The sequence below is a fragment of the Micromonospora aridisoli genome (genome assembly GCF_056150025.1).
Genome location: NZ_JAXCFK010000005.1, coordinates 1 through 24,335, shown reverse-complemented (window position 1 = coordinate 24,335; position 24,335 = coordinate 1). Strand labels below are relative to the sequence as shown.

The following is a 24,335-nucleotide window of genomic DNA, read 5'->3' as shown; positions in this document are numbered from 1 at the left end:
AGGCCACCGCGCTCGATCACATCCCCGCCATCGGTGATCCACCCGGCCAGCTCGCGCGGAAGACCGACCGCCGCGGCGGCCCGGCGTCGGCGCGTCAACGCTGCTGGTGCCGGGGCAACGACCGGGCCGCCGACCCCGCCGCCGCCGGCTGCCCACCGATCCGGTCCATCGTGCGGGCCAACTGCTCACTGCCGTCGTCGAGATGCCGCGCCGCCGCCTGCATGTGCGAGATCATCATCTCGCCGTAGATGCGCAGCGCCTCCCGCGCGGCCACCCCGTCGTCGAACGTCGGCCCCGCCGACGCGTGATAGTCCTGCACGGCCCGCTCCGCCTCCTGACGAGCCTCCTCCACCGCCGCCCGCACATAGCTCTCGTACTGGGTACGGGCGTACTCGGCGACCCGCCGCGCGTAGTCGTGCGCCTGCGCGATGATCTGCTCCGCCTCCCGCTGCGCCGCCGAGAGCAGATTCACCTCCTTCGCCGCCGGCACCTTCACCGCCGGCTCCGAACTCGGAATCACCCCGTGCCGGTGCAGCTCCACGTGGTCGTTGAGCCGCTCGTTCTCCGCGCGCAGATTCGCCACCTGCGTCGACAGCAGGTCCAGCTCGTCGGCCACCTGAAGCCGGAACCGGTCCACGTCACTCTGGTCGTAGCCGCGCCGTCCGAACGACGACGACCCGAACTCCCACCGCCGCACCCGGTCGGCGGTCATCCGCACCTGCACACCACCGGAGACCTGCCCACCGTCGTACCTGCCCACCGTGGCAGTGCTCACCGTGCCGGCCCGCCACTCACGGCCACGAGGCTCACTCACCGGGTACCTCCGGAATCGTCAGAGACGGCAGGGCCTCCCACCGCCGTCCGCCACGAGGGGCCGTACCAGTGCCGACCCAGACCCTCGTGATGCACCTGCCCGGCGTGGAAACCGGACCGGCTCAGGACCGCCACCGTGTGCGACACCATGTCGTCGGAGCCACACACGTACACATGCCGGGACCGCCAGTCACCGTCGGCCAGCGCCCGGTCCACCGGATACACGAACTCCCCGGGCCGGTTCAGGTCCAACCCGACCACCTGCGTCACCGACAACCACGGATACGAGGCGGCCAACTTGTCCAACGCGTCGCCGTCGTAGAACTCGCTGCGCGAACGCGCCCCCACGTACACGTCGACCCGACGCCGCGCACCCTCCGCGGCCACCTGCTCCACCAGCGCCTTCAACGGCGCCCAACCGGTACCACCGGCCAACAGCAGCAGATCGGCCGAACCAGCCGGCCGCAACGTCAACCCGTCACCCACCGGAGCAGCCAGATGCAACTGGTCGCCCGCCGCGCACCCGTACACCAGCCGCGACGACACCGCCCCACCCGGCGCGGCACGCACATGCAACTCCAACGTGCCGTCCGCCCGCGGCGCGTTCGCCGGCGAGTAGTACCGCCACGACCGCACCGCCGGATGCGACACCCCGATCGACTGGCCCGCAGTGAACGGCAGCAGGTACTGCGGACGCAACGTCAACACCGCCACGTCGAACGCCCGCCGCTCGTGCCCCACCACCTCCGCCACCCACCACGGTGGATTCACCGCCTCGGCGGCCTGCGCCGCCTCGCTCATCACCTTCGCCACCAGCCCGTACGCCGCCGTCCAGTCCTGCGCCAGCTCGTCGGTCCACTGGTCACCGAGGAAATGCCGCAGCGTCGCCAGCAGCGCCTCCCCCACCGCCGGGTAGTGCTCCGCACGCACCGCGAACTTGCGATGGTCGACGCCGAGATCCTGCAGGAAACCGACCAGCCGGTCCACCTGGTCCACCTGGGACACGATGTGACCGAGCGCCGTCACCAACCGGTCCCGCTGACCCGCCATGTTGGTCGGGAACATCTGCCGGGTCTCCGGATACGCCAGAAACAGCGTCGAGTAGAAGTAGAGCGGCACCTGGTCGCCGTGCGCGGCGACCAGCGACCAGCTCTGCTTGAGCCGGTGCACGTCCACAATCAGGCGCCCGCCGAGTCCCCGCCGGCCACCACCTGGTCCTGCACCTGCGCCAGCACCGCCTGCACGTCGGCGATGATGTCACCCGGCACGTCCAGCTGCGTCAACGTGGCCGTCAGATGCTCACCCACCTTGACGTAGTGCGCCACCGGAATGTTCAACGGCTGATGCGCCGAGGCCAGGTCCCGTCCCGCGTACTCGTTCGGGCCACCGAGCACCACCGTCAACATCAGCGCCAGGTGCCGACGCTGCCCCACCATGTCCACTTCGGTGAAGTAGCCGGCAAGCTCCGGGTCGGCGAGCACCCGGTCGTAGAACAGCTCGACAGCGGCCTTCACCGAACCCGCCCCGCCGATACGTTCGTAATGCGAGACCGGAGCGGTCTCCTCGGTAACCGTCACGGTTGTGTCCTTCCGTCGTGAGGGGACGCGCGGCATCAGCGCACGCAACGACGACCCGCCGGCACCGACACCACAGCACGGCAGCGGAACCCGACAGACCGTGTCGGACGATAGCGTGCCGCGTCCCTCCCGTCACCGCCGGCCCATCGGATTCCCGGCAACAAGCAGACACGAAGAGTCACAAAACCCACCCGGATTGCTCACCTACGGAGAACCCGCCCTCAACGCAGAGTAAGAACACCCGGGCTGACCAGCCCCTCGACCGTCCCGCCGGTCGGTCACACCCCGAACACGACCTCAGCGGACCGCGGTGGACCTCAGCCGGCCCGCCGCCGGGCCCGCCGCGCGGCCAACTCGTCGCCCACCGGACCGCCCTCGGCGACCTCCTGCGGCCCCGGCTCCACCGACACCGCCGCCGGCTCCGCCGGAAGATGCGACAACGAACCCTGGATCTCCTTGAACGCGCCGCCGATCGCGATGCCGAACACGCCCTGGCCACCCTGCAACAGGTCGACCACCTCCTCCGGCGAGCGACACTCGTACACCGTTGTCCCGTCAGAGATCAACGTGATGCCCGCCAGATCCTCCACGCCCCGCGACCGCAACGCCTCGATCGCCTTACGGATGTTCTGCAACGACACCCCGGCGTCCAGCAGCCGCTTCACCACCTTCAACACCACCAGGTCGCGAAACGAGTACAGCCGCTGCGTACCGGAACCCGACGCGTCACGCACACTCGGCACCACCAACGACGTACGCGCCCAATAGTCCAACTGGCGGTAGCTGATCCCGACCGCATGGCAGGCCGTCACACCCCGGTACCCCACCGCACCGTCACCGTCAGTTGCCGATCCGGGCATCCCACCCGGCTCACCCGGCCCCGCACCCTGATCGGAATCCCGCGGCTCGTACATCCGGACAACCTCCCCGTCAGTGCGGTGCCACGTCGTTTCCGGAACGCGCACCCCTCGACACGGCAACCCTATAGCGACCGCCAGGAGTTACCACGGAGAAACCGTCGCGACACGCCGCGCGTCGACAGCGATGACCATCACTATCACCGACAGTCACCGCCCGCGCGGCGGCGATCCCGGCACGACACCGGCCGGGCACCAGCCCTCAGCCGGCGAAATCCTCCGGGCGCACCTGCTCCAGGAACTCCCGGAACTTCTCCACCTCGTCCTCCTGCTCGTCGGGAATCACGATCCCCGCCTCAGAGAGGACCTGCTCCGCACAACGAATCGGCGCACCCACCCGCAACGCCAGAGCGATCGAATCACTCGGCCGAGCCGAGACCCGCACCCCGTCACCGATCAACAGATCAGCGAAGAACACGTTCTCCTTCAACTCGGTGATCTCCACCGCCCGCAACGGCGCCTTCAACGCCGCCAACACATCCCGCAGAAGATCATGGGTCAACGGACGCGCCGGCTTGACACCCTGCTGCTCGTAAGCGATCGCCGTCGCCTCGACCGCGCCGATCCAGATCGGCAGATAGCGGTCCCCCTCGACCTCCCTGAGCAGGACGATCGGCTGGTTACTGGGCAACTCCACCCGAACCCCGACCACGCTCAGCTCGCGCACCGCTGCCTCCGTGTCGTTGTCACCTACGCCGCACCGCGCCCTTCCCTGCACGGTACACGGACCGCGACACGGCCGTCTCATACGCTTCGCGCACCCACGCCCGCGCCAGAAGAGGGGTTACCCCCGCAAGCCTACGCCACTCACCAACTGGCCGATCAGCACGCACACGCACCTCACCGCCCCAACGTCGAGCGCAACCCGACCCGCACCAACGCCGCATGCAACTGCTGCGACAGCGCCACCAACTCCCGCGCCGTCTCCGCCGCCCGCGCCCGCGCCGCCGGATCGCTCTGCCTCGCCAACGGCGCCACCAACTGCGCGAACAGACCGACCTCGCGATCGGCCGCCGTCCGATAACCCCGCAGATGCCGCGGCTGGAACCCGTACGCGGCCAGACCCGCCACCGCCCGCGCAATGATCAACGCGTCACCGTCGTACCACCCCGGCGGATCCGACACCACCAGACCGAGCCGCTCCAACTCACCCAACGTCGACTCGTCCAGCCCACTACGCGCCACCAGCTCCGCACGGTCCAACCGGACCTGAGCAGACTCGCCCGACGCCGCACCACGACCCGGCACCTCACCGTCGGGACCCACCGCCACCAACGCCGGACGGGACCGCTCCGGCGCCTCACCGTCGGCATCCCACCGCGCCAACTGCTCCCGGATCACCCGCAACGGCAGATACTGGTCCCGCTGCGCGGTCAACACGAACCGCAACCGCGCCACGTCGTCCCAGCCGTACTTCCGGTAACCCGCCGCCGTTCGCTGCGGCTCCACCAGGCCCTCGGCCTCAAGAAACCGCAACTTCGAGATCGTCACGTCCGGAAAATCCGCCCGCAGCTGGGCCAGCACCTCGCCGATACTCATCAACGGCTGGGCGCCACCCGCCCCGGACGACCTGGAGGCCGCAGGCTCGTTCACCCCCGGCCGGCCTCACCCTCCGGGCGCGGACCGGCGATGAACACCACCCGGAACTTGCCGATCTGCACCTCGTCACCGTTGCTCAAGGTCGCCGCCTCGACCCGCTCCCGGTTCACGTACGTGCCGTTCAAACTGCCCACGTCCCGCACCGTGAACGTTCCACCGTCGCGGTGGAACTCCGCGTGCCGACGCGACACCGTCACATCATCGAGGAAAATGTCACTGTCCGGATGCCGCCCGCTGGTCGTCACATCATGATCCAACAGGAACCGGGCACCCGCGTTCGGCCCCCGCCGGACCACCAGCAGCGCCATCCCCGGCGGCAGCGAACCGGACATCCGGCTCGGCACCACATCGGTGTCGGGCCCCTCCAGCGCTTCCTCGAGCGAACCGAGATTGAGCGTCGACGTGACGTCGAGCGGGGGGAACTCGTCGCCTGGGCGAGTCATGGGGACCACCTCACGGATCTGTTTCGGTCGGCGTCGGGTGACGGCGGGTCTGGCCGCCGGGCTCTCATCCACCCGGCGGCTGGCTCTCCATGCCCCGAAAGGCTGTCCGCGACGCTCAACTAATGGGTTCTCGGTCGACTGGGCGAGCCTAGCCAGCGCCGAAAAACAGGGCAACCGGACGCGCGGCAGACACCGCCCGCCCACACAGCAAAACGCTCAGCTCTCGGTCAACTCGCGATACGCGTCCGCGCTCAACAGGCCGTCCACCGCCGCCGGATCCGCCACCGCGATCTCCACCAACCAACCCGCACCGTACGGATCAGTGTTGATCACCTCAGGCGTGTCGACCAACGCCTCGTTGCGCGCCGAAACCGTACCGCCCACCGGCGCGTACAGCTCAGACACACTCTTGGTCGACTCGATCTCACCGAGCGACTCACCGGCCGCCACCACCGCACCCGCCTCCGGCAACTGCACATACACGATGTCGCCAAGAGCATCCTGCGCGAAATGAGTGATGCCCACCCGGACGGCCCCGCCGTCCGCGGCGGCCACCCACTCGTGCTCGGCGGTGTAACGCAGGTCCTCAGGAATCACCAGCAGCGTCCTCATCCATCGCGACACCGGACCGACCGGTGCCGGCCCCGCCGGCCTTCAGGAGACCGGACGGGCATGTTCCAGCGGGCGGGGCACGTGCAGCGCCGACACCTCGGCAACCTCACGATCCTCAACGATCACGTTACCGCCGTCGCGAGCCACCGACGCGACCACCCCACCAGGAATGTTGAGCGCCGTACGCATCGTCGCAGGATCACCCACCACCGTGATCGTGAACGGCCCCGTCAACCGGCGCCCGTTCACGATCAACGACCCGTCCTCCCCGTTGACGAAGTACGTCGACGCCACGATCCGCACCGTCGCCCGGTCACCGCCGGAGATCTCCATCGCCTCCGCCCCGGCACCCCGCAACTCCTGCACCGCGTCCAGCACCCGCATCGCCGAGATCGGCTTCGACCCCGCCTGGAACCTCACCGCCAGACCCGGGCCCCGCGCCGGCAACGTACCCGCCAGGATCCCCAACTCGTCCGCCCGCCGCGTCGCCTCCTCCAACGCCGCCTGGCGCCCCTGCTCGCCCGACCGCAACTGCCGCTGGCTCTCCTCCAACGCGGCGATGTCCTGCCGCAGCCGGATCTCCCGCGCCTCCAGGTCGTACAGGATCCGGACCAGGTCCTCCTGGCGTGCCGCCGCCAACGACGAATCGGTCGACGTCGTCTTCAACTGCACCGCCAGGGTGAAACCCAGCAGGCCCAGCAGCACACCGATCATCACCGCAGCCGAACTGAACCGGCGCCACGGCGACCCGACCGACGCCGGCCCCGCCGCCGCGGCATCCTCCACGGGCTCCACCGGCAGACCCTCGTCCGGCGCCACCGGATCCTCGTCATCCGCCGGCCGCCCCTGCGGCGACAACGGACTCAACTCGTCCGGATCCGGTGCCTCCGGACGCGGATCCGGCTCCCCCGCGGGACCGTCCGGCCGTGCCGGCTCCGCCGGCTGCGGCCACCCCGTACCCGTCTGCGTGTGCTCGTCACTCACGCCACAAACCTACGCCCGGAACAGGTGCCGACGGATCGCCGCCACATTGCCGAAGATGCGGACCCCCAGCACGACCACCACACCGGTGGACAACTGACCGCCCACCCCCAACTGGTCACCCAGATACACGATCAGCGCGGCCACCAGCACGTTCGAGATGAACGACACCACGAACTGCTTGTCGTCGAAGATGCGGTCCAGCTTCGCCCGGACCCCACCGAACACCGCGTCCAGCGCGGCCACCACCGCGATCGGCAGATACGGCTGCAACGCCGCCGGCACCGTGGGATCGAGCCACAGCCCGAGCAGCACACCGGCCAACAGGGCCAGCACCGCGATCATCGACCACCTCCGGAGGGACTGGGGGACGTACCCGAGCCGGACGACTCGTCACCGCCCGACGGCGACACACTCGGACTCACCGCAGGCTCCGCGTAGCGTAACCGCGGCTCCGGAGCCGCGGGCAGAGTGAGGTCGTCGGCGTCCCGCACCGCGAACGAGAGACCGACCGCCTGGGCCACCTTCCGCATGGTCAACGCGCTGTAGCTGCTCTCGTACCGCTTGCGCATCCCACCCGGCCCGATCGCCGACACCTCGTACGGCCCGGTCACCGGGCGGAAGTCCACCAGGATCGCCTCACCCGCCGACCGGATCGTCGACGTCGACGTCAACCGCTGACCGTTGATCGCGATCGCCTCCGCCCCGGCACCCCACAGATCGTTGGCCACAGCCTGCAGATCCGTGTACAGCACCTCGGTCGGACCGACGTTGGCGCCACTGAGCGCACTCTGGCCGTCCGGCGCGTCCGCCAACCGGACCACCACACCGTCGCCCCGCACCCGCCCCAGGCCGGTGCTCGCCTCCAGATCCCGCAACCGGGCCGCGTGCGAACCACCCAGCGCCGCCTCCCGCTGCCGGTTCACCTCCTCACGCAGCTCCTCAGCCTGCGTGGACAACGCGTCGGTCTCCACCTGCCGCTGCTTAATCTGCGCCACCAGGCCGGACCGGGCCTGCGCACGCCCCGGCTCCTCGGCGATCGTCTGCCGGTAGGCCACCGCGAACAGGAACCCGAGCAGCACGACCACCACCAGGCCGGCCGGCCCCACCGACCAACCCGGCCGAGCCGGCCGCCCGGTCTTCGCCCGCCGGGCCGCCGCGTCGGCGTAACCCGGGTCCAACGGGTTACGGAACAGCTCGGTGAGGAAGTCCGGGGTGAACCCGCGCGCCCCACGCCGGCCCTGACCGGGATCGTCGCTCATACCGTCGCTCCTCGCCGCCCGCGTGCCGCCCGCACCAACTGCCGCGCCTGGATCACATACAGCGCACCGGCGACCCAGTAGAGCACCAGACCCCACCACGCCAACGCCCAACCCATCGCGCCCGCCACCGCCGCTGCCGCCGGCACCACCGCGGCCAGAAGCAGCAGCGGAAAGGCCGCCAGCAGCAGGAAGGTGGCGGTCTTGCCGACGTAGTGCACCGGGGGCGGCCCGTAGCCGTGCCGCCTCAGCACCCCGAGCGAGCCGAGCAGCAGCACCTCCCGGGCCAACAGCGCGGCGGTGAACTGCCAGGGCACCACCTCGCGGGCGGTGAACGCGACCAGGGTGGCCAGGATGTAGAGCCGGTCTGCGAGCGGGTCGAGCAACTCACCGAGGCGGCTGACCTGTCCCAGCCGCCGGGCGATCCAGCCGTCCACCCAGTCGCTGGTGCCACCGACGGCCAACACCACGATCGCGGCCACGTCGGCGCGGACCACCAGGAACAGGTAGAGGAACAGAGGAACGCCCAGCAGGCGGACGAAACTGATCAGGTTCGGCCAGGTGAGCACCCGATCGTCGCGGGGCTGCGGTTGCTGCGCCCGACCCGACACCGAACCTCCTCCGCGCCGCCCTCGGGCACCGCGGCCCGTGGCCCGCCGTGCGGCGTCGTACGCGTACGTCCAGCCGGCTGCGCCGGCGCCCCCTGTGGTCCCGTCCGTGACCCGCCGCCCACCGTTGATGATCACGGGCCGGTCGAATGCGCTGCCACTATAACGGGCCCCCTCCATTCCTCCGCTGCCCAGAGTGTTCGTGGCGGGTGCTGAGTTGGCGCTTGTGTGAGGGGCGTCACCACCCGTAAAGCGTCCTAGGATACTGGTGCGAGACTGATCAGGCGCTGCGGGCCGAGGTGTCCGAGGTGTCCGCGACCGACGCGGCCTGCCCGAACGCCACCAGCGCCCGCAGCAGGTCCTGCTGCCCCCGCGCCGGCATCCGATCGAGCACGGCCCGCACCGCCTCGTGTCGACGCGATCGCAGCTCCCCCAGCAGTCCCTCGGCGGCGGCGGTCGGGACAAGGCGAACCTCACGGCGGTCCCGCGGGTCGGCCATCCTGCGCACCAGGCCGATCGCCTCCAGCCGGTCACAGAGCCGACTGGCCGAGGAGGGGACCACGTCCAGCAACTCGGCCAGGCCGTTGACGTTGATCTCCGGACGGGCGCTCAACAGCGACAGCACCCGCAGCTGGGTCGGCGAGACCGACAGCCGGTGCCGGGAGACGGCGGAATCGAGCACACCCACCAGCGCCTCGGCGGCCGCGTCGATCGCCGCGGCGAGATCCGGTCGCTCCACCCGATGTCCCCTGCGATTGTCCCGCTGGTACTACCCGACCCGCCCGGTGGACCGGTCAACCCTGCTCCCGGTCGACCGCGCCACGCCAGTCCAGACAGACGACGACCGCGTCGTCGCGCAGATCCGCGTCCGCGTGGAAGGTCTGCAACTCGCGCATCACCGTACCAACCGCCTCGGTCGGCGGCTGCAACCGCGTGGCCCGCATCGCCCGGGCCATCGCCCGCTCACCGTACGTCTCCCGCCCGCTCGGATCGGCCGCCCACACCCCGTCGGAGACGACGAACAACCGGTCCCCCGGGTCGAGGTCGAACTCCTGCAGGTCGTAGCGGGTCTCGGCGAACATCCCCAGGGGTAGTTGCTGTTCGAGGGTGACCCGGGAGACGGCGCCGCCGCGCACCCGCACCAGATGCGGCGACCCGGCGTCGACCGCACGCACCCGCCCGGTGGCACAGTCCAGTTCGAGCAGCAACGTCGCCACGTGGCGGTGCCCCCGGTGCTGGTAGTAGACCGTGTCGGAGGCAAGCTCGGCCTGTTCCACCAGGCCACCGCCGGAGCGGCGGGCGTTGCGCATCGCGTTGACCGTCACCGCCGTCAACAGCGCCGCGGCGAGCCCGATGCCGTCACCGTTGAGCACGGTGACCGTCAGCCGGCCGTCGTCCAGCGACCAGTCGAAGTGGTCACCGCCGACCGTGTACGCCGGTTCCAGCTGACCCGCCAACTGGAAGGAGTCGTGACTGACACTGCGTCCCGGCAGCAGCTCCCACTGCAACTCCGCGGCCATGCTCAGCCGCTCCCGCCGCCGGGCCCGCCGGTAGCGGTCGGTCTCCCGGTCGGCCGCCCGCAGCGCCATGGCCATGTCCCCGGCGATGTCGACCGCGGCACGCACCACGGTCTCCGACGGTTCCCCGACCAGCTCGACCATGAGCACCCCGAGCCGCTCCCCCCACACCGACAGGGGAAGGTAGAGCCGGCACCGCCCGTCCTCACCGGACTCCCGGACCGGCTGCTGGCTGCTGAAGCAGCGTTGGACCGTATCCTGGACGACCGCGCCGGACTGCCGCGCTTCGAGCACCGGCCAGAGCCCACTGATCCGGTAGTCGGCGATGAACACGGCGGTGCCCGCCGCGCCGAGCACCGACCGGATGGCCCGGTCTGCGGCCTCGACCACGCGGTCGGGCGGGGCCTCGCGCAGGGCGCGGGAAATCCCCGTGGGCGCATCCGCCATGACCATCCTCCGAAAAATACTTGCTCTAAGGCAAGCATCATACGGAGGCGGATCCAACCATGGTCACCCGGCCGACCGCACCGCGACCGCACCGTGAAACGCGTCCGGCACCTCCTCCGGCTGGCCCTCCGGCCGCCAGTGGGCCACCGGCACGATCCCCTCCGGAGTGGGCGTCCACCGGCCGAGCAGCGGCGCGAACGCGGCCGGTGGACGCATCCGGAACGCCGGCCCCATCATCGCCAGCGCCTCCGGGTGGGCGGCGAGTTCCTCGGTGTCGAAGTCGATGGCCAGGTGGCTGCCCGGCGCCGCCGCCGTGTACAGCTCGTCCAGGGTGCGGGCGAGCGTGTCGTCGTCGAGGAACGCCGCCAGGCCGAGGAACACCACCCCCACCGGGCGCCTGCCCCAGCCCGGCACGAACCGGTGCAGCAACGCCGGGTCGACCGTGCCGATGTCCGTGGCGTCACCGAAGCCGTAACCCGCCCGGTCGCTGTCGGCCAGCATGCGCTGCCCGAGACGAATCGTCACCGGGTCCACGTCGGTGTAGAGCACCGTCGCCCCGGGGGCCACCTCGTGCACGTTGCCCATCGTCGGGACCCCGGCGCCGAACACCAGGAATTCGTCCACACCGGTGGCGGCGATCGCGCGTACGGCGCGGCCCAGGAAGGCGCGCAGTGCCCGGAAGACCGGGGCACACGGACCGTACGCCTGCTCGAAGGCGCGGGCGGCGGCCACGTCCACCGGATAGTGGTGCTCCCCGCCGAGCCAGAAATCGATCATCCGTGCGGTACTCGGCTGGTCGGGCTCCACCATCGACGACGCTCCCTCCCCAGGCGGCCGCCGCCAGCGTACCGACATCGCGGCGCTTGCCGGTATCGCCCCGCAGGCCACCGCCGACGGCGATACTGGCCCAGTCCGGCCCGATGACGGCCCGGCACGGGAGGCGACGGTGAACTCGGCCAGCGGCGCGGCGGTGGTGGTGGGAGTGGACGGTTCCGAGTCCGCTCTCGCCGCGGTACGACTCGCCGCCGTCACGGCGGCTCGGCACGGCCGGCCGCTGCGGGTGGTGCACGCCTTCATCTGGCCGACGCTGCACTCCCCCGTCCGGCCGGCCACCGAGGGCGCGCCCGGCGGAGGACTGCGGGCGCGGGCGGAACAACTGGTCTCCGCCGCCGTCGACGAGGCCGAGGCGGCCGCGCCCGGAATACGGGTCACCGGTGAGATCGTCGACGGGGAGCCCACCGCCGTGCTGCTCGCCGAGGCGCCCAGCGCGGCGATGGTGGTGCTCGGCGACCGGGGTGGAGGTGGGTTCGCCGCGCTGGTGGTCGGCTCGGTGGCGGTGAAGCTGGCCGCGTACGCCGACTGCCCGGTGCTGGTGGCGCGCGGCGCGCAGCGCACCGACGGCGCTGTCGTGGTCGGAGTGGACGGCTCGGAGCTGTCCCGCCGCGCCGTGGAGTTCGCCGTGCACGAGGCGGCCGTGCGCGGCGCGCAGGTGCTCGCCCTGCACGCCTATCGGCACCCGGTCTCCACCGGTCCGGGTGACATGCAGCCGCTGGTGTACGACGAGTCGGAGTTGCGGGTCGACGAGGACCGCGCGGTCGCCGAGTCCATCGCCGGGCTGACCGAGCGGTACCCGGAGGTGCCGATCGTCCGCGAGTCGGTGCGGGGCCGGGCCGCCCGGGTGCTCACCGACGCCTCCCGCCAGGCGCAACTGCTGGTGGTGGGGGGTCAGGGGCGCGGTGAGGTGACCGGGTTGCTGCTGGGTTCGGTGAGTCAGTCGCTGCTGCACCACAGCCACTGCCCGGTCGCGGTGGTGCGTGCGCCCCGGTGAGCGGGCCGGCACGGTTGGCCGCCGCCCAGGCGGGTAGACGGGCCGCGTACGCCATCAGCGACGACCGTAAGGGTCACCGACGCCACCGGCGACGACCGTAAGGGGTCACCGACGCCACGGCGACGAGCAAGGGAGACAGCGATGCCAGGACCTCGGCCCGGCAGCAACGCCTACGACAAGCAACGCGCCCGCCTCCGCAACGCCATCGACGGATCGGGCCGGCGCACGCCGGACCAAAAGGCCGACGAGGTGGCGAACCGGATCCTGCAGGAGGACCGGGGCCAGCGGGGCATCGTGCGGGGCGAGCGCACCTACGGCCCCAAGGGCAACCGCGAGCCCGGGGATCCGAAGAAGTGAGGGCCGCCGCCCTGACCGACGGCCTCATCGCCGGGGCCGTCGGTTCGACCGTGCTCAACGTCGTGACCTACCTGGACATGACCGCCCGGGCGCGGCCGGCCAGCCAGACACCGGAGGAGAGCGCCGGCAAGCTGGCCGGTGTCGCCCACGTGTCCCTGGGGTCGCCGGAGCAGGCCGGCAACCGGCGTGCCGGCCTCGGCGCCCTGCTGGGTTACGGGCTGGGTACGGCCGCCACGGTCGGCTTCGCACTGCTGACCCGGGGCCGCCGCCAACCCGTGCTGCGGGCCTCCGCTCTGCTCGGCGGCGGCCTGATGACCCTGTCGGACGGGGCGCTGACCCTGCTCGGCCTCACCGACCCGCGCACCTGGCGTCGCGTCGACTGGATCGCCGACCTGGTGCCGCACCTGGCCTACGGGCTGACGGCCGCAGCCACCTGGAACCGGCTGCGGCCGTCGGCGTAGGCCCGCGGAGCAGACCTAGGAACGGTCGCTGTCGTCCTCGGCCACCGGTTGACCGGTCGGACCGTACGGCGACACCTGGCCGCGCGGCACCGGCCGGCCGGTGTCCCCCCGCGACGAGCCGCGGTTGCGGGGATGACCCGCCGGGTCGGGGCCCTTGTTGTCCTGGCTGGTCTCGCCGAGGGCGTTGCGTCGAAGCTCCTGCTGCTGCGGGTTCGTCACGGTCGTCTCCCTTCGCCGGTGCGGCGACGTGGTGCCGCGTCACCCGCGGCTTACCCGTCGCCGTCGGCGGCATTCCGGCTCGGTGACCACGACGAGGGCTATCCGGGGCACCGGTGGGTACACCCCGACGATGGGCGACCAACCGGCGCTGGCGCGGGCGTTGCTGACCCGCCGCACGTACGCCGAGGAGGCCGGCATCGCGCTGGCCGACCGGCCGACGCCGCTGTACCAGCTGCTGGTGCTGGTGACCCTGCTCAGCACCCGGATCCGCGCGCAGGTGGCGGTGGCGGCGGCCCGCGAGCTCTTCGCGGCCGGCTACCGCACGCCGCAGGCCATGGAGGCCGCCGATTGGCAGGCGCGGGTCGACGCGCTCGGACGCGGCCACTACCGCCGCTACGACGAGCGGACCGCCACGATGCTCGGTACCGGTGCCCGGCTCTGCCTGGATCGTTGGCACGGCGACCTGCGGCGGCTGCACCGGGAGGCGGCCGGTGAGCCGGCACAGCTGCGCCGGTTGCTGACCGAGTTCCCCGGCATCGGGCCCACCGGCGCGGACATCTTCCTGCGCGAGGTGCAGACGGTGTGGCCGGAGCTGCGCCCGTACGCCGACCGGCGGGCGGTGGCCGGCGCGCGGCGGCTCGGTCTGCCCGTCGCGACGGACCGGTTGGCCCGGCTCGTCGACGACGTCGACTTCGGCCGGCTCGCCTCGGCCCTGGTCCGGGTGGCCCTCGGCGAGGAGTCGGCCGGTCAGCTCAGTCGGGGCGTGCCCGCCCGCTGAGCGTCGTCACTTCGCCGCGTCGCCGCCGGGTTTGGTCAGGTGCCACACCAGCAGCGCGGCCAGCAGCGCCAGCACCACCAGCCCGCCGGAGAGGCCGCCACCCTCCTCCGGCGACCGGCCGGTGGTGCCGAAGTAGATCACGGCGAGGCCGGCCAGCACCGCGACGAACTTCCGGATGCCTCGGTCCTTCACAGCTCGCACCGTACGGTCGACGACCGCGATCTGCCGGGCTTATCCGGATCTGTCCCCCACCGGAGGGACAGCTCAGTCGACCTCCAGATCGTCGAGCGAGATCTTGTGCGTCATCAGCCACCGGGCCAGCGCCGACATGCCGAACAACCACAGCGGCGCGGACTCCGTGGTGCCGTTGGTGGCGTAGATCGCGAACCGCAGATCCGGCGCGCGGTACGCCTCGATCCGCCACCGGCGCTGCCGGTCCCGCCAGATCGCGGAGGGGTCCATGCCGTCACGCTATGGTCCCCGCCGCGGTCCCGACCGCCGATGTGCTCAATCCACCACCACGACCCGGGCGTCGTCGGGCAGCCGGCGGGTCAGTCCCTGCCGGTCCAGCAACTCCAGCAGCGGCACCGCCACCCGCCGGGTCGTGTCCAGCGCCTGCCGGGCCGCGCTGAGCGTGAACGGCTGCGGCAGCCCGGCCAGCACCCGGACCGCCTGCCGCGGCGCGCCGGGGAGCAGCAGCACGTTGCCGGTCAGCCGGAGCAGCACCCCGGCGCGTACCGCCACACCGATCTCCCGGGCCCCGAGCCCGACGGCGGCGAGCCGGTCGGCGTCGGGGGCGCGGAACGGATGCGCGGCGTAGTCGTCGCCGACCAGGGCCAGTGCACGGGCCACCGGCTCGGGCAACGAGGCCGCGCCGGGACCGACGACCCGCCCGGCGACCATCCGCAGCGGCGGCCGGACCAGCGCCTCGACCAGGACCCGGTCGGGCAGGTCGAGGTGTCGGCGCAGCACCTCGACCGGGGCGCCCGGCGCCAGCGGATGCGCACGGGCGTGCTCGGCCACGGCGTCGGTGAGCCGCTCGCCCAGCCGCCGCCAGTGTCCCGGATCGGCCAGCCAGTCGCCCGCCACCGGGGCGACCGTCACCGGCACCCCGGCCCGGACCAGGTCGGCGACCCGGGCCAGGCCCCGGCGGCTCAGCTCACCGACGACGTCGGGACGTCCGTCCACGGTGGCCAGGACGGCCGCCCGCGCCGCCGCGGCACCGCGACGGCGCAGCGGCGGCGGCAGCACGTCGAGCACCGTGACGCCGCCGGCCACGTGGTGGCGGCCCGGATCGCGCAGCAGCGCCCGGTCCCCCACCAGCAGCGGCAGCGGGCGGCCCAGCCGCAGCCGGGCGGTGTCCACGCCCAGCGGTCGGACCCGTACCGGCACCGCGGCCGATCCCACGTGCAGGGTCAACGTCGACGGCAGCTCGGCAACCGGATCGCCGGCCAGCCGCACGTCGACCAGATCGGTGCCCCGGAACCGACCCGGGGTCACCAGGGCGTCGCCGCGGGCGACCCGGTCGCGGGTCACGCCGCGCAGGTTGACGGCCACCCGGGCCACCGCGACCGCCTCGTCGCAGGCGGCACCGAGCCGGTGCAGGCCCCGGATCCGCACCGGGTCGCCGGAGCCGGCCAGCACCAGTTCGTCGCCGACGCGCAGCCGCCCACCGCCCAGCGTGCCGGTGACCACGGTGCCGCTGCCGCGCACCGTGAAGCTGCGGTCCACCCAGAGCCGGACCGGTCCGTCGGCCGGCGGAACGGGCACCCGGTCCGCCAACCGGCTCAGCGCGGCCCGCAGGTCGGGCAGGCCGGCCCCGGTGACGGCGCTGACCGCCACCGCCTCCACCTCGCCGAGCGAGGTCGCCGCCAGCTCCGACCGGGCGCGGGCCGTCGTCGCGGCCGGATCGGCCAGGTCCGCGCGGGTCACCACCAGCAGCCCGTACGCGACGCCGACCGCGTCGAGGGCGGCCAGGTGCTCGGCGGACTGCGGCATCCACCCCTCGTCGGCCGCGACCACCATGACGGCGGCCGGTACCGGGCCGACGCCGGCCAGCATGTTGGGCACGAACCGCTCGTGCCCCGGCACGTCGACGAACGCGACGGTGCGACCCGACGGCAGCGTCGTCCAGGCGAACCCCAGGTCGATGGTCATGCCCCGGCGACGTTCCTCCGCCCACCGGTCCGGTTCCATCCCGGTCAACGCCCGCACCAGCGTGGACTTGCCGTGGTCGACATGCCCGGCGGTGGCCACCACCAGCATGGTCAGTCGTCCCCCGGCACGGCCAGCACCGCGGCGCGCAGGCTCGCGTCGGCCGGCTCGGGCACGCAGCGCAGATCCAGCAGCAGCCGGCCACCGACCACCCGACCGAGCACCGGCGGGTCACCGACACGCAGCGGACCCGCGTACCGCTCGGGCAGGCTCAGCGCCCACGAGTCCAGTTCGACACCGGGTGCGCCACCGCCGCCCACCACCGACACGGACGGCACCACCTCCGCCTTGCGACCGTCGGCGGCCAGCGCGTCGCGCAGCCGCTCGGTGCGTTCGCGCAGCGCCGACCCGTCGGCGTGCAGGGCCCGGCGGGTGGGGGTGACCGGGTCGCCGAGGGTGGCCGCGAGGGCGGCCAGGGTCAGCTTGTCCACCCGCAGCGCCCGCGCGAGCGGGTGTCGGCGCAGCCGCTCCACCAGCTCGACGGTGCCGAGCAGCAGCCCCGCCTGCGGGCCGCCGAGCAGTTTGTCACCGCTGGCGGTGACCAACGCCGCCCCGGCCCGCAGGGTGCTCGCGGCGTCCGGTTCGTCGGGCAGCAGCGGATCGGGCACCAGCAGCCCCGAGCCGATGTCGGCCACGACCGGCGCACCCAGGCCGGCCAGCCGTCGCACCGGCACCGCGGAGGTGAAGCCGGTGACCCGGAAGTTCGACGGGTGCACCTTCAACACGAAGCCGGTACGCGGTCCGACGGCGGCGGCGTAGTCGGCGAGGGTGGTCCGGTTGGTGGTGCCCACCTCGCGCAGCCGGGCGCCGGTGCTGGTGAGCAGGTCGGGCAGGCGGAAACCGTCGCCGATCTCCACCAGTTCGCCCCGACTGACCACGATCTCCGCGTCGGCGGCCAGCGCGGTGGCAGCCAGGACGAGCGCGGCGGCACCGTTGTTGACCACGTGCACCGCCTCGGCGGCCGGTACGGCGGCGGCCAGGGCGTCCAGCGCGTCACGCCCGCGGCGGGCCCGCCGCCCGGTGCCCAGGTCCAACTCGACGTCGGTGTGCCCGGCGGCGGCGGTCACCGCGGCAACCGCGGCCTCGGAGAGCGCGGCACGCCCGAGATTGGTGTGCAGCAGCACCCCGGTGGCGTTCAGCACGACCCGGGGCACGGCCGGCGGCAACGCCGCCAGTGCGGCGTCGCGTACCTCGGCGGGGTCGATCTCACCTCGGCGGGCCCGCTCCTGGGCCTGCCGCACGGCGCTCCTGACCCGATCGCGGCCGAGGGCGGCGGCGGCCGCCACCAGCGGCGGCTCCGCCAACAGCAGGTCGGTACGCGGCACCCGGCGCCGCGGGTCGACGCCGCCCTCGCCCATCGGTTCATCTCCTCGCAGCCTGGCGGAGACGGACGGGAATCGAACCCGCCTGGCCCGGATCCCGGACCACACCGGTTTTGAAGACCGGGAGGGGCACCAGCCGCCTGAACGCCTCCACCGGCCATTGGATCACAGCTCGACGGCGGGTGTGCGCCCGAGTCGACGCACGGTCACCGGCCAGGTTCGGTCGCCCGCCGCCGGTCGAGACGCTCCCGCTGCGGCAGCACCGTGTACTTCGGATCGCGGGCCGAGGCGACGCCGGCGTGGAAGACGCCGAAGCGGGTCGCCACCGAGGCGGCCAGCAGCGCGGCGCCGGAGACCGCCGACACCAGCCGGCTACGCCCGCCCAGCATCGCGCCGGCCACCCCGGCGACGGTCAGCGCCCGCCCGGCCCGCAGCAGGCGGCCGGCCCGACCCGTCCGGTAGGGCTCGGCGAGCAGGCCGAGCCGGGTCTCCACCCGGTGCGCGCCGAGGAGTTCCAGTCCGGCGCCGGCCACCGCCATCCGCCGGGCCGGCCCCGCCTGGGCCGCCGGCACGGCGAGCAGACCCACTCCCGCGCCGCTGGCCAGCGCGCTGCCCGCGAAGACGAACGGCAGGTCCGGGTACGCCTCGTGCCACGACGGCACGGCCGTGTCGGCCAGCAGCACCGCCGTGTACGTGCCCAGGGCCGGCGCGGTCGCCGCGGCGGCCATCCCCGCGACCCGTCCCACCGGCGGCAACGCCCGGCGGAGCAGCCCGAGCGGTCCCCGGGCGGGCAGCAACGGCGCCGCCTCGGCGACCGCCGCCAACCCGGCGGCCGGGCCGTACGCGGTGAGGATCCAGGTGCCCACCGACATCGGTGAGGTCGGCTTGGCCACCCGCAGCATGTGGTGGAACCGTTCCGGCCGGCCGAGGTCCTTCACCAGCAGACCGGCGCTGGCGGTGACGGCGGCCAGCGCGGCGACCCGGCCGGCGCGGCGCACCGCGGGTCGGCCGGTCACCTGCCCACCCGCCGCGAGCAGCGACGAGCCGGCGGCCAGTCCACCGGTGAACAGGTAGGCGGCGATCTCCCACGTCCACACCGGCGGCTTCAGGATCGGCCGTCCGTAGTAGGAGGTGAACTCGGCCGGTGGCACGGCCAGTTCCTCACCGACCCGCCGTCGGTCGCGGAAGCGCCGGAACCGGTCGCCGACGGCCGGCCGGTCGGGGCTCACCGCCGGCCGCCGAGGAACGCGCCGACGGCCACGGCCGTCATGGCCAGCGCGGCCAGCCCGGCCCGGCGCCACATCGACGGCAGGTTCCGCGTGCTGACCCGCGGATCCGGCGGCAGCCCATACACCTCCGGCTCGTCGAGCAGCAGGAAGAACGCGCCGTCACCGCCGACGCCGTCGTCCGGGTCGTGGCCGTAGAGCCGGGCCTGCGGCTCCCCCCGCTCGTGCAGCGCGGCGACCCGGGCGGCGGCCCGCTCCCGCAGCTCGTCCAGGGGGCCGTACTGGATCGACTCGGTCGGGCAGGCCTGCGCGCACGCCGGAGTCAGCCCTGCGCCGATCCGGTCGTAGCAGAGCGTGCACTTCCACACCCGGCCGTCACCGACCCGACGGTCGATCACCCCGTACGGGCAGGCCGATACGCAGTAGCCGCATCCGTTGCAGATGTCCTCCTGCACCACCACCGTGCCGAACTCCGTACGGGACAGGGCACCGGTCGGGCAGACGTCGAGGCAACCCGCCCGGGTGCAGTGCTTGCACACGTCGGACATCATCAGCCAGCGGAAGTCACTGCGTCCCTCGACACTTCCGGTGCGTCCGGGCGGCCCGGACCCGGGCATGCCGAGGAACTCGGTCATCCGCGCGGCGGCCGGCGGCGCGCCGGGCAGCACACCCGGGTCGGTGCCGGTCGGGTTGACAGTGCCGGCCGACCGGGCGGCGGACACCGCGCTGGCCGTGGCGTCGGTCGGGGCTCCGGCGAAGGGTGCGGTGCCGTGAGCGGCGGGGCGGGGCTGCTCGACGAAGGCGACGTGCCGCCACGAGTTCGCCGTCAACGCACCGGTGTTGTCGTAGGACATGCCGAGCAGGTCCAGCCCGGAGGTGGGCACCCCGTTCCACTCCTTGCAGGCCACCTCGCACGCCTTGCAGCCGATGCAGACGCTGGTGTCGGTGAAGAAGCCCATCCTCGGCGGCGCGTCGACCCAGCCGGCCGCGGTCGCCGGATCATCCGCTCCCGGTACCGGCGACGACGCGGGTACGGCGGGCCGGCCGCGCGGATCGACCATCAGGGATTCTCCTCTGCGTCGGTGGCGGACCGGGGCGGTTCGACCGGCACGCCGGGGGTGACCGCCGGCGGGACGACACCCGGCACGATGTCGGCCCGGGCGCGGTAATCCTGCACCAGGTCGCGCAGCGCCGCCCCGGTGGGCCGCCGTCCCGGCCGCACGTCACAGGTGCCGATCTTGCTCTCCTGGATCAGCACGTTCGGATCCAACGTGATGCCGAACAGGTCGTTGGCCGAGTCACCGGTGACCAGACCTTCGAAACCGAAGTGGTACGGCAACCACAGCTGGTGGATCACCCGGCCGTCCACCGACAGCGGCACCAGCCGGTCGGTGACCAGCACCCTCGCCTCGATCACCGCCCGGGCGCTGATCAGGTGCGCCCACCCGAGATGGGTCAGCCCGGCCAGTCCGGCCAGCTCCGGGGAGACCTCGACGAACATCTCCGGTTGCAGTTCCGCCAGCGGCGCGACGGTGCGGCTCATCCCGCCGGCGGTGTGATGCTCGGTGAGCCGGCTGACCGTGAACACGTACGGGAAGACCTGGTCGTGCTGCTGCGGCGGGCTCGGGTTCGTCGAGTTCACCGGGTGGTCGTACATCTTGCGGGTCGGGTTCGCCTGCTGGCCGTAGAGCGGGTTGCGCACCGGCGACTCGGCCGGCTCGTAGTGCGTCGGCAGCGGCCCGTCCAGCACGCCGCTGGGCGCGTACAGCCAGCCCTTGCCGTCGGCCTGCATGATGAACGGGTCGTCACCGGCCAGCGCCGCCACGCCGGTGGCCCCCTCCGGCGGCCGGTACGACGGCGGTTTCGTCACCTCGAAGTCCGGCACGTCACGACCCGTCCACCGGCCGGCGTCGGCGTCCCACCACACGTAGCGCTTCCGCTCGCTCCACGGACGGCCCTGCGGGTCGGCCGAGGCCCGGTTGTAGAGCAGGCGCCGGTTCGCCGGCCACGCCCAGCCCCACTCGGCGGCCACCCAGTCCTGCTCGTGTCCGGGCCGACGCCGGGCGGCCTGGTTCACCCCGTCGGCGTACACCCCGGTGTAGATCCAGCAGCCGATCGCGGTCGTCCCGTCGTCACGGGCCTGGGTGAACGCCGACAGCGGACGGCCACTGGTCGTGTCGTACCCGTTGATCTCCCGCAGCACCGCCTCGGCGTCGGGCTCGGCGTGCGGACCGTGGGTGGGATAGTCCCAGGTCAGGTCCAGCAGCGCGCGGTCGCGCGGCAGGGGCGAGTCGGCCAGCTTCTCCCGTAACCTGCGCCCCAGATGGTAGAAGAACCACAGCTCGGAGCGGGCGTCGCCGGGCGGTTCGACGGCCTTCTCCCGCCACTGCAACAGCCGCTGGGTCTGGGTGAACGTGCCCTCCTTCTCCACATGGGAGGCGGCGGGCAGGAAGAACACCTCGGTCGCGCACCGCTCCGGCACGATCTCACCGGTGGCGACCTCGGGGCCACGCTGCCAGAACGTCGCACTTTCGATCATGAACAGGTCGCGGACGACCAACCAGTCCAGATTGGCCATGCCCAGCCGCTGCGCCCGGCCGTGCGCCGAACCCACCGCCGGGTTCTGGCCGAGCAGGAAGTAGCCCTTCACCTTCCCGTCGATCATGTTCAGCACCTGCTGGTAGGTGCCGTGGTCGCCGGTCAGCCGGGGCAGGTGGCCGTAGCAGAAGTCGTTGTCGGGTGTGGCCGCCTCTCCCCAGTACGCCTTCAGCAGGCTGGCGGCGTAGGCGCGGGCACCGCCCCAGAAGCCCTTCTGGCCCGGGTGCCGGATGCTGTCCACCCACGCGGCGAAGTCGGGGTGCCGGGCGTGGTGCGGCATCGGCAGATAGCCGGGAAGCAGATTGAACAGGGTCGGGATGTCGGTGGAACCCTGGATGCTCGCGTGGCCGCGCAGCGCCAGCACCCCACCGCCGGGCCGGCCCACGTTGCCCAGCAACAGTTGGATGATCGCCCCGGTGCGGATGTACTGCACCCCGACGGTGTGCTGGGTCCAGCCGACCGAGTAGATCAGGCAGCCGGTGCGTTCCCGCCCGGAGTTCTCCGTCCAGGCGCGGGCCAACTCGAGGAACTTTTCCCGGGGCACCCCGCAGACCCGTTCCACCATCTCCGGTGTGTAACGGGCGAAGTGCCGCTTGAGGATCTGGTACACGCAGCGCGGGTGTTGGAGGGTCTCGTCCCGCCGCACCTGCCGGGAGACCGGAGCGCCGTGCGACTCGTGGCGCAGGCCGGCGGCGGTCTCCCGCTCCTCGGCCGTGTGACCGCTGCCCGAGTCCCGCTCGTGGCCGGCGTACTGCCAGCTGTCCTGCACGTAGCTGCCGGTCGCCGGATCGAAGCCGGAGAAAAGCCCGTCGGCGTCCTCGGCGTCGACGAAGTCGTCACTGACGATCGTCGCGGCGTTGGTGTACGCCAGCACGTACTCCCGGAAGTCCAGCTCGTTGCTGAGGATGTGGTTGACCACCCCGCCCAGCAGGGCGATGTCGGTGCCCGCCCGGATCGGGAGGTAGGCGTCCGCCATGGCGCTGGTGCGGGTGAACCGCGGATCGACGTGGAAGATCTTCGCACCGCGACGTTTCGCCTCCATCACCCACTGGAAGCCCACCGGGTGCGCCTCGGCCATGTTGGAGCCCTGGATGACGATCACGTCGGCGTTGGCCACGTCCTGCTGGAAATCCGTCGCGCCACCGCGACCGAAGCTGGCCCCCAGACCGGGGACGGTGGCGGAGTGTCAAATACGGGCCTGGTTCTCGATCTGAAGCGCCCCCATCGCGGTGAACAGCTTCTTGATGAGGTAGTTCTCCTCGTTGTCCAGGGTGGCCCCACCCAGACTGGCGATCCCCAGCGTGCGGTTGAGCGGCCGCCCTTCCGCGTCGACGTCCTCCCACGTCTCGGCGCGGGCCGCGAGCACCCGGTCGGCGATCATGTCGAGCGCGGTGTCGAGGTCCAGGTCCTCCCACTCGGTGGCGTACGGCCGCCGGTAGCGCACCGTGGTCTGCCGCAGTGGGCTGGTGACCAGACTCCGACTGGCCGCGCCCTTCGGGCAGAGCCTGCCCCGGGAGATGGGACTGTCCGGGTCACCCTCGATCTGGGTGACCCGGTTGTCGGCCACGAAGACCCGCTGCCCGCACCCGACGGCGCAGTACGGGCAGACGGAGCGCGCGACCCGTTCGGCGTCTTCCGTGCGGGCGGTCAGCGCGGAGCTACGGTCGGAACGTGCCGCCGCACCCCGGCCCAGCGGGTCGGTGCCGGTGAGCTGCCGGTAGACCGGCCAGCCCAGCAACACGTCCCGCAGTCCCACGCTCGACACCTCCGGTCTCGACCTTAGGACAGCGCGACGGGATCGGCGACTCACCTGTGCGGAACCCACCCGACGACACCGCCCCCGGCCCGATTTCGGGCCGGGGGCGGCGAAGGGTGTCGGTGTGCAGGTCGCCTCTCGGCGAGTGGCGCGACGCGGCTCCAGCCGAACGGTATTCCGCGAAGGCAATTTAGGTGAGGCCCGGGGACACTGGAACACACCGACACCCGAGTCAACAGGGTACCCGCTCCAGTTCTTCCTATCCCTGTCGTGACCGTCGCCACAGCGGGCCCTGCGGGCACATGTGACGGACCGCCGGCCGGCGCCCTGGTTCGGGTGCCGGCCGGCGGTCTTGTTTCCCCCTGTGGAGGAATGTCTAGGGTTGTCAGCTGTTCCAGTGTTGGGCGACGAGGTCGGCGGCCTGCTGTTCCCACTGGGCGTAGTGGTCGGGGTAGGCCGACACCTGCACGGTCTGGGCGGCCTTGGTCAGGGGCATGTCCTGCCAGCCGTCGACCTGCTTGAGGCCCTTGAGGAACGCCAGGGTCGAGTACTCGGGGTCGGTGATCTGGGCGACGGTGCCCCAACCCGAGGAGGGGCGCTGCTGGAACAGGCCCTGCGAGTCGTGGTCGTTGCGCTCACCCAGGTGACCCAGGTTCTCCAGCTTCGACTCCTGCAGGGCGGTGGCGATGGCCACCACGGCGGCGCGTTCGTCCATGTCGGCCTTCTTCGTCGCGGCGATGATGGCCTTGGTGTTCGCGACCTGCTCGTCGGTCAGGTCGATGCGCGACTGGCCGGTCGGGGTG

Annotated in this window: 27 protein-coding genes, 1 tRNA gene and 1 pseudogene; 4 read left to right on the top strand and 25 right to left on the bottom strand. The window is 72.4% G+C overall.

The genetic code is table 11. The annotated features are described in order from the left end of the window. Nucleotides 1–94 precede the first annotated feature (94 nt). The 15 genes from SM447_RS12110 to SM447_RS12040 form a co-directional block, all read right to left on the bottom strand. Entirely contained in the window at nt 95–814 is a 720-nt protein-coding gene (locus SM447_RS12110) for a DivIVA domain-containing protein (protein WP_474572851.1), read from the bottom strand. Then, the gene (locus SM447_RS12105) at nt 811–1,989 is read right to left on the bottom strand and encodes a globin domain-containing protein (RefSeq protein ID WP_474572850.1); all 1,179 of its coding nucleotides are present in this window, start codon (nt 1,987–1,989) and stop codon (nt 811–813) included. The genes SM447_RS12110 and SM447_RS12105 overlap by 4 nt, the downstream gene beginning before the upstream one ends. Nucleotides 1,990–1,991: 2 nt before the next feature. Continuing rightward, the gene (locus tag SM447_RS12100) at nt 1,992–2,390 is read right to left on the bottom strand and encodes a group I truncated hemoglobin (RefSeq protein WP_474572849.1); all 399 of its coding nucleotides are present in this window, start codon (nt 2,388–2,390) and stop codon (nt 1,992–1,994) included. 317 nt (nt 2,391–2,707) lie between these two features. Next, complete coding sequence (locus SM447_RS12095) at nt 2,708–3,304, bottom strand: MerR family transcriptional regulator (protein ID WP_474572848.1); 597 nt, start codon at nt 3,302–3,304, stop codon at nt 2,708–2,710. Between the two features lie 205 nt (nt 3,305–3,509). After that, on the bottom strand, nt 3,510–3,974 hold the full coding sequence (locus SM447_RS12090; RefSeq protein ID WP_013733914.1) for a bifunctional nuclease family protein: 465 nt from the start codon (nt 3,972–3,974) through the stop codon (nt 3,510–3,512). A gap of 173 nt (nt 3,975–4,147) precedes the next feature. Further along, nucleotides 4,148–4,846, bottom strand: coding sequence for a transcriptional regulator FtsR (gene ftsR, locus SM447_RS12085; protein WP_474572847.1), 699 nt, complete (start codon nt 4,844–4,846; stop codon nt 4,148–4,150). A 50-nt stretch (nt 4,847–4,896) separates the two neighbouring features. Continuing rightward, nucleotides 4,897–5,349, bottom strand: a complete 453-nt coding sequence (gene odhI / locus SM447_RS12080; RefSeq protein ID WP_093402417.1) for an oxoglutarate dehydrogenase inhibitor Odhl — start codon at nt 5,347–5,349, stop codon at nt 4,897–4,899. Between the two features lie 216 nt (nt 5,350–5,565). Then, entirely contained in the window at nt 5,566–5,946 is a 381-nt protein-coding gene (gcvH, locus tag SM447_RS12075; RefSeq protein ID WP_474572846.1) for a glycine cleavage system protein GcvH, read from the bottom strand. A 57-nt stretch (nt 5,947–6,003) separates the two neighbouring features. Continuing rightward, nucleotides 6,004–6,945 carry a DUF881 domain-containing protein gene (locus tag SM447_RS12070; protein ID WP_474572845.1) on the bottom strand — a complete coding sequence of 314 codons (942 nt, stop codon included), beginning with the start codon at nt 6,943–6,945 and terminating at the stop codon, nt 6,004–6,006. A 9-nt stretch (nt 6,946–6,954) separates the two neighbouring features. Then, nucleotides 6,955–7,287, bottom strand: a complete 333-nt coding sequence (locus SM447_RS12065) for a small basic family protein (RefSeq protein ID WP_093402419.1) — start codon at nt 7,285–7,287, stop codon at nt 6,955–6,957. Further along, a complete protein-coding gene (locus SM447_RS12060; RefSeq protein ID WP_474572844.1) occupies nt 7,284–8,204 on the bottom strand; it encodes a DUF881 domain-containing protein in 921 nt (306 codons plus the stop codon). Before SM447_RS12060 ends, SM447_RS12065 begins: the two co-directional genes overlap by 4 nt. Beyond that, a complete protein-coding gene (gene clsA, locus SM447_RS12055) occupies nt 8,201–8,812 on the bottom strand; it encodes a cardiolipin synthase ClsA (protein WP_474572843.1) in 612 nt (203 codons plus the stop codon). The genes SM447_RS12060 and clsA overlap by 4 nt, the downstream gene beginning before the upstream one ends. A 277-nt stretch (nt 8,813–9,089) precedes the next feature. Beyond that, nucleotides 9,090–9,548, bottom strand: a complete 459-nt coding sequence (locus SM447_RS12050; protein WP_474572842.1) for a MarR family winged helix-turn-helix transcriptional regulator — start codon at nt 9,546–9,548, stop codon at nt 9,090–9,092. Between the two features lie 55 nt (nt 9,549–9,603). Then, a complete protein-coding gene (locus SM447_RS12045) occupies nt 9,604–10,773 on the bottom strand; it encodes a PP2C family protein-serine/threonine phosphatase (protein WP_474572841.1) in 1,170 nt (389 codons plus the stop codon). A 63-nt stretch (nt 10,774–10,836) separates the two neighbouring features. Further along, the gene (locus SM447_RS12040; protein WP_474572840.1) at nt 10,837–11,583 is read right to left on the bottom strand and encodes an SAM-dependent methyltransferase; all 747 of its coding nucleotides are present in this window, start codon (nt 11,581–11,583) and stop codon (nt 10,837–10,839) included. 136 nt (nt 11,584–11,719) lie between these two features. Between SM447_RS12040 and SM447_RS12035 the strand changes: the two genes are divergently transcribed. The 3 genes from SM447_RS12035 (at nt 11,720) to SM447_RS12025 (ending at nt 13,419) form a co-directional block, all read left to right on the top strand. Beyond that, the gene (locus tag SM447_RS12035; RefSeq protein WP_474572839.1) at nt 11,720–12,601 is read left to right on the top strand and encodes a universal stress protein; all 882 of its coding nucleotides are present in this window, start codon (nt 11,720–11,722) and stop codon (nt 12,599–12,601) included. 141 nt (nt 12,602–12,742) lie between these two features. Next, nucleotides 12,743–12,958, top strand: coding sequence for a phosphatidylethanolamine-binding protein (locus SM447_RS12030; protein ID WP_474572838.1), 216 nt, complete (start codon nt 12,743–12,745; stop codon nt 12,956–12,958). Beyond that, complete coding sequence (locus tag SM447_RS12025; RefSeq protein WP_474572837.1) at nt 12,955–13,419, top strand: hypothetical protein; 465 nt, start codon at nt 12,955–12,957, stop codon at nt 13,417–13,419. The genes SM447_RS12030 and SM447_RS12025 overlap by 4 nt, the downstream gene beginning before the upstream one ends. Nucleotides 13,420–13,434: 15 nt before the next feature. Here the strand turns inward: SM447_RS12025 and SM447_RS12020 are convergent, their stop codons facing one another. Next, the gene (locus SM447_RS12020; protein ID WP_474572836.1) at nt 13,435–13,638 is read right to left on the bottom strand and encodes a hypothetical protein; all 204 of its coding nucleotides are present in this window, start codon (nt 13,636–13,638) and stop codon (nt 13,435–13,437) included. A gap of 130 nt (nt 13,639–13,768) precedes the next feature. Between SM447_RS12020 and SM447_RS12015 the strand changes: the two genes are divergently transcribed. Beyond that, a complete protein-coding gene (locus SM447_RS12015) occupies nt 13,769–14,416 on the top strand; it encodes a hypothetical protein (protein WP_474572835.1) in 648 nt (215 codons plus the stop codon). A gap of 6 nt (nt 14,417–14,422) precedes the next feature. On the opposite strand, the gene SM447_RS12010 is transcribed toward SM447_RS12015, so the two are convergent. The 9 genes and pseudogenes from SM447_RS12010 to SM447_RS11970 all read right to left on the bottom strand — a co-directional run. Next, nucleotides 14,423–14,608 carry a hypothetical protein gene (locus tag SM447_RS12010; RefSeq protein WP_474573290.1) on the bottom strand — a complete coding sequence of 62 codons (186 nt, stop codon included), beginning with the start codon at nt 14,606–14,608 and terminating at the stop codon, nt 14,423–14,425. Between the two features lie 72 nt (nt 14,609–14,680). Next, entirely contained in the window at nt 14,681–14,878 is a 198-nt protein-coding gene (locus SM447_RS12005) for a hypothetical protein (RefSeq protein WP_474572834.1), read from the bottom strand. Nucleotides 14,879–14,923: 45 nt separating this feature from the next. Then, complete coding sequence (selB, locus tag SM447_RS12000; protein WP_474572833.1) at nt 14,924–16,681, bottom strand: selenocysteine-specific translation elongation factor; 1,758 nt, start codon at nt 16,679–16,681, stop codon at nt 14,924–14,926. A gap of 2 nt (nt 16,682–16,683) precedes the next feature. After that, complete coding sequence (selA, locus tag SM447_RS11995) at nt 16,684–17,988, bottom strand: L-seryl-tRNA(Sec) selenium transferase (protein WP_474572832.1); 1,305 nt, start codon at nt 17,986–17,988, stop codon at nt 16,684–16,686. Between the two features lie 20 nt (nt 17,989–18,008). Further along, nucleotides 18,009–18,104, bottom strand: a tRNA-Sec gene (locus tag SM447_RS11990). Between the two features lie 54 nt (nt 18,105–18,158). Continuing rightward, the gene (gene nrfD / locus SM447_RS11985) at nt 18,159–19,181 is read right to left on the bottom strand and encodes an NrfD/PsrC family molybdoenzyme membrane anchor subunit (protein WP_474572831.1); all 1,023 of its coding nucleotides are present in this window, start codon (nt 19,179–19,181) and stop codon (nt 18,159–18,161) included. Then, nucleotides 19,178–20,239, bottom strand: a complete 1,062-nt coding sequence (locus SM447_RS11980) for a 4Fe-4S dicluster domain-containing protein (protein WP_474572830.1) — start codon at nt 20,237–20,239, stop codon at nt 19,178–19,180. The genes nrfD and SM447_RS11980 overlap by 4 nt, the downstream gene beginning before the upstream one ends. Before the next feature lie 56 nt (nt 20,240–20,295). After that, nucleotides 20,296–23,532, bottom strand: a pseudogene (gene fdh / locus SM447_RS11975) (formate dehydrogenase); the annotation flags it as partial. 385 nt (nt 23,533–23,917) lie between these two features. Next, a partial coding sequence (locus SM447_RS11970; protein ID WP_474572829.1) for a hypothetical protein occupies nt 23,918–24,335 on the bottom strand: 418 nt, incomplete at its 5' end.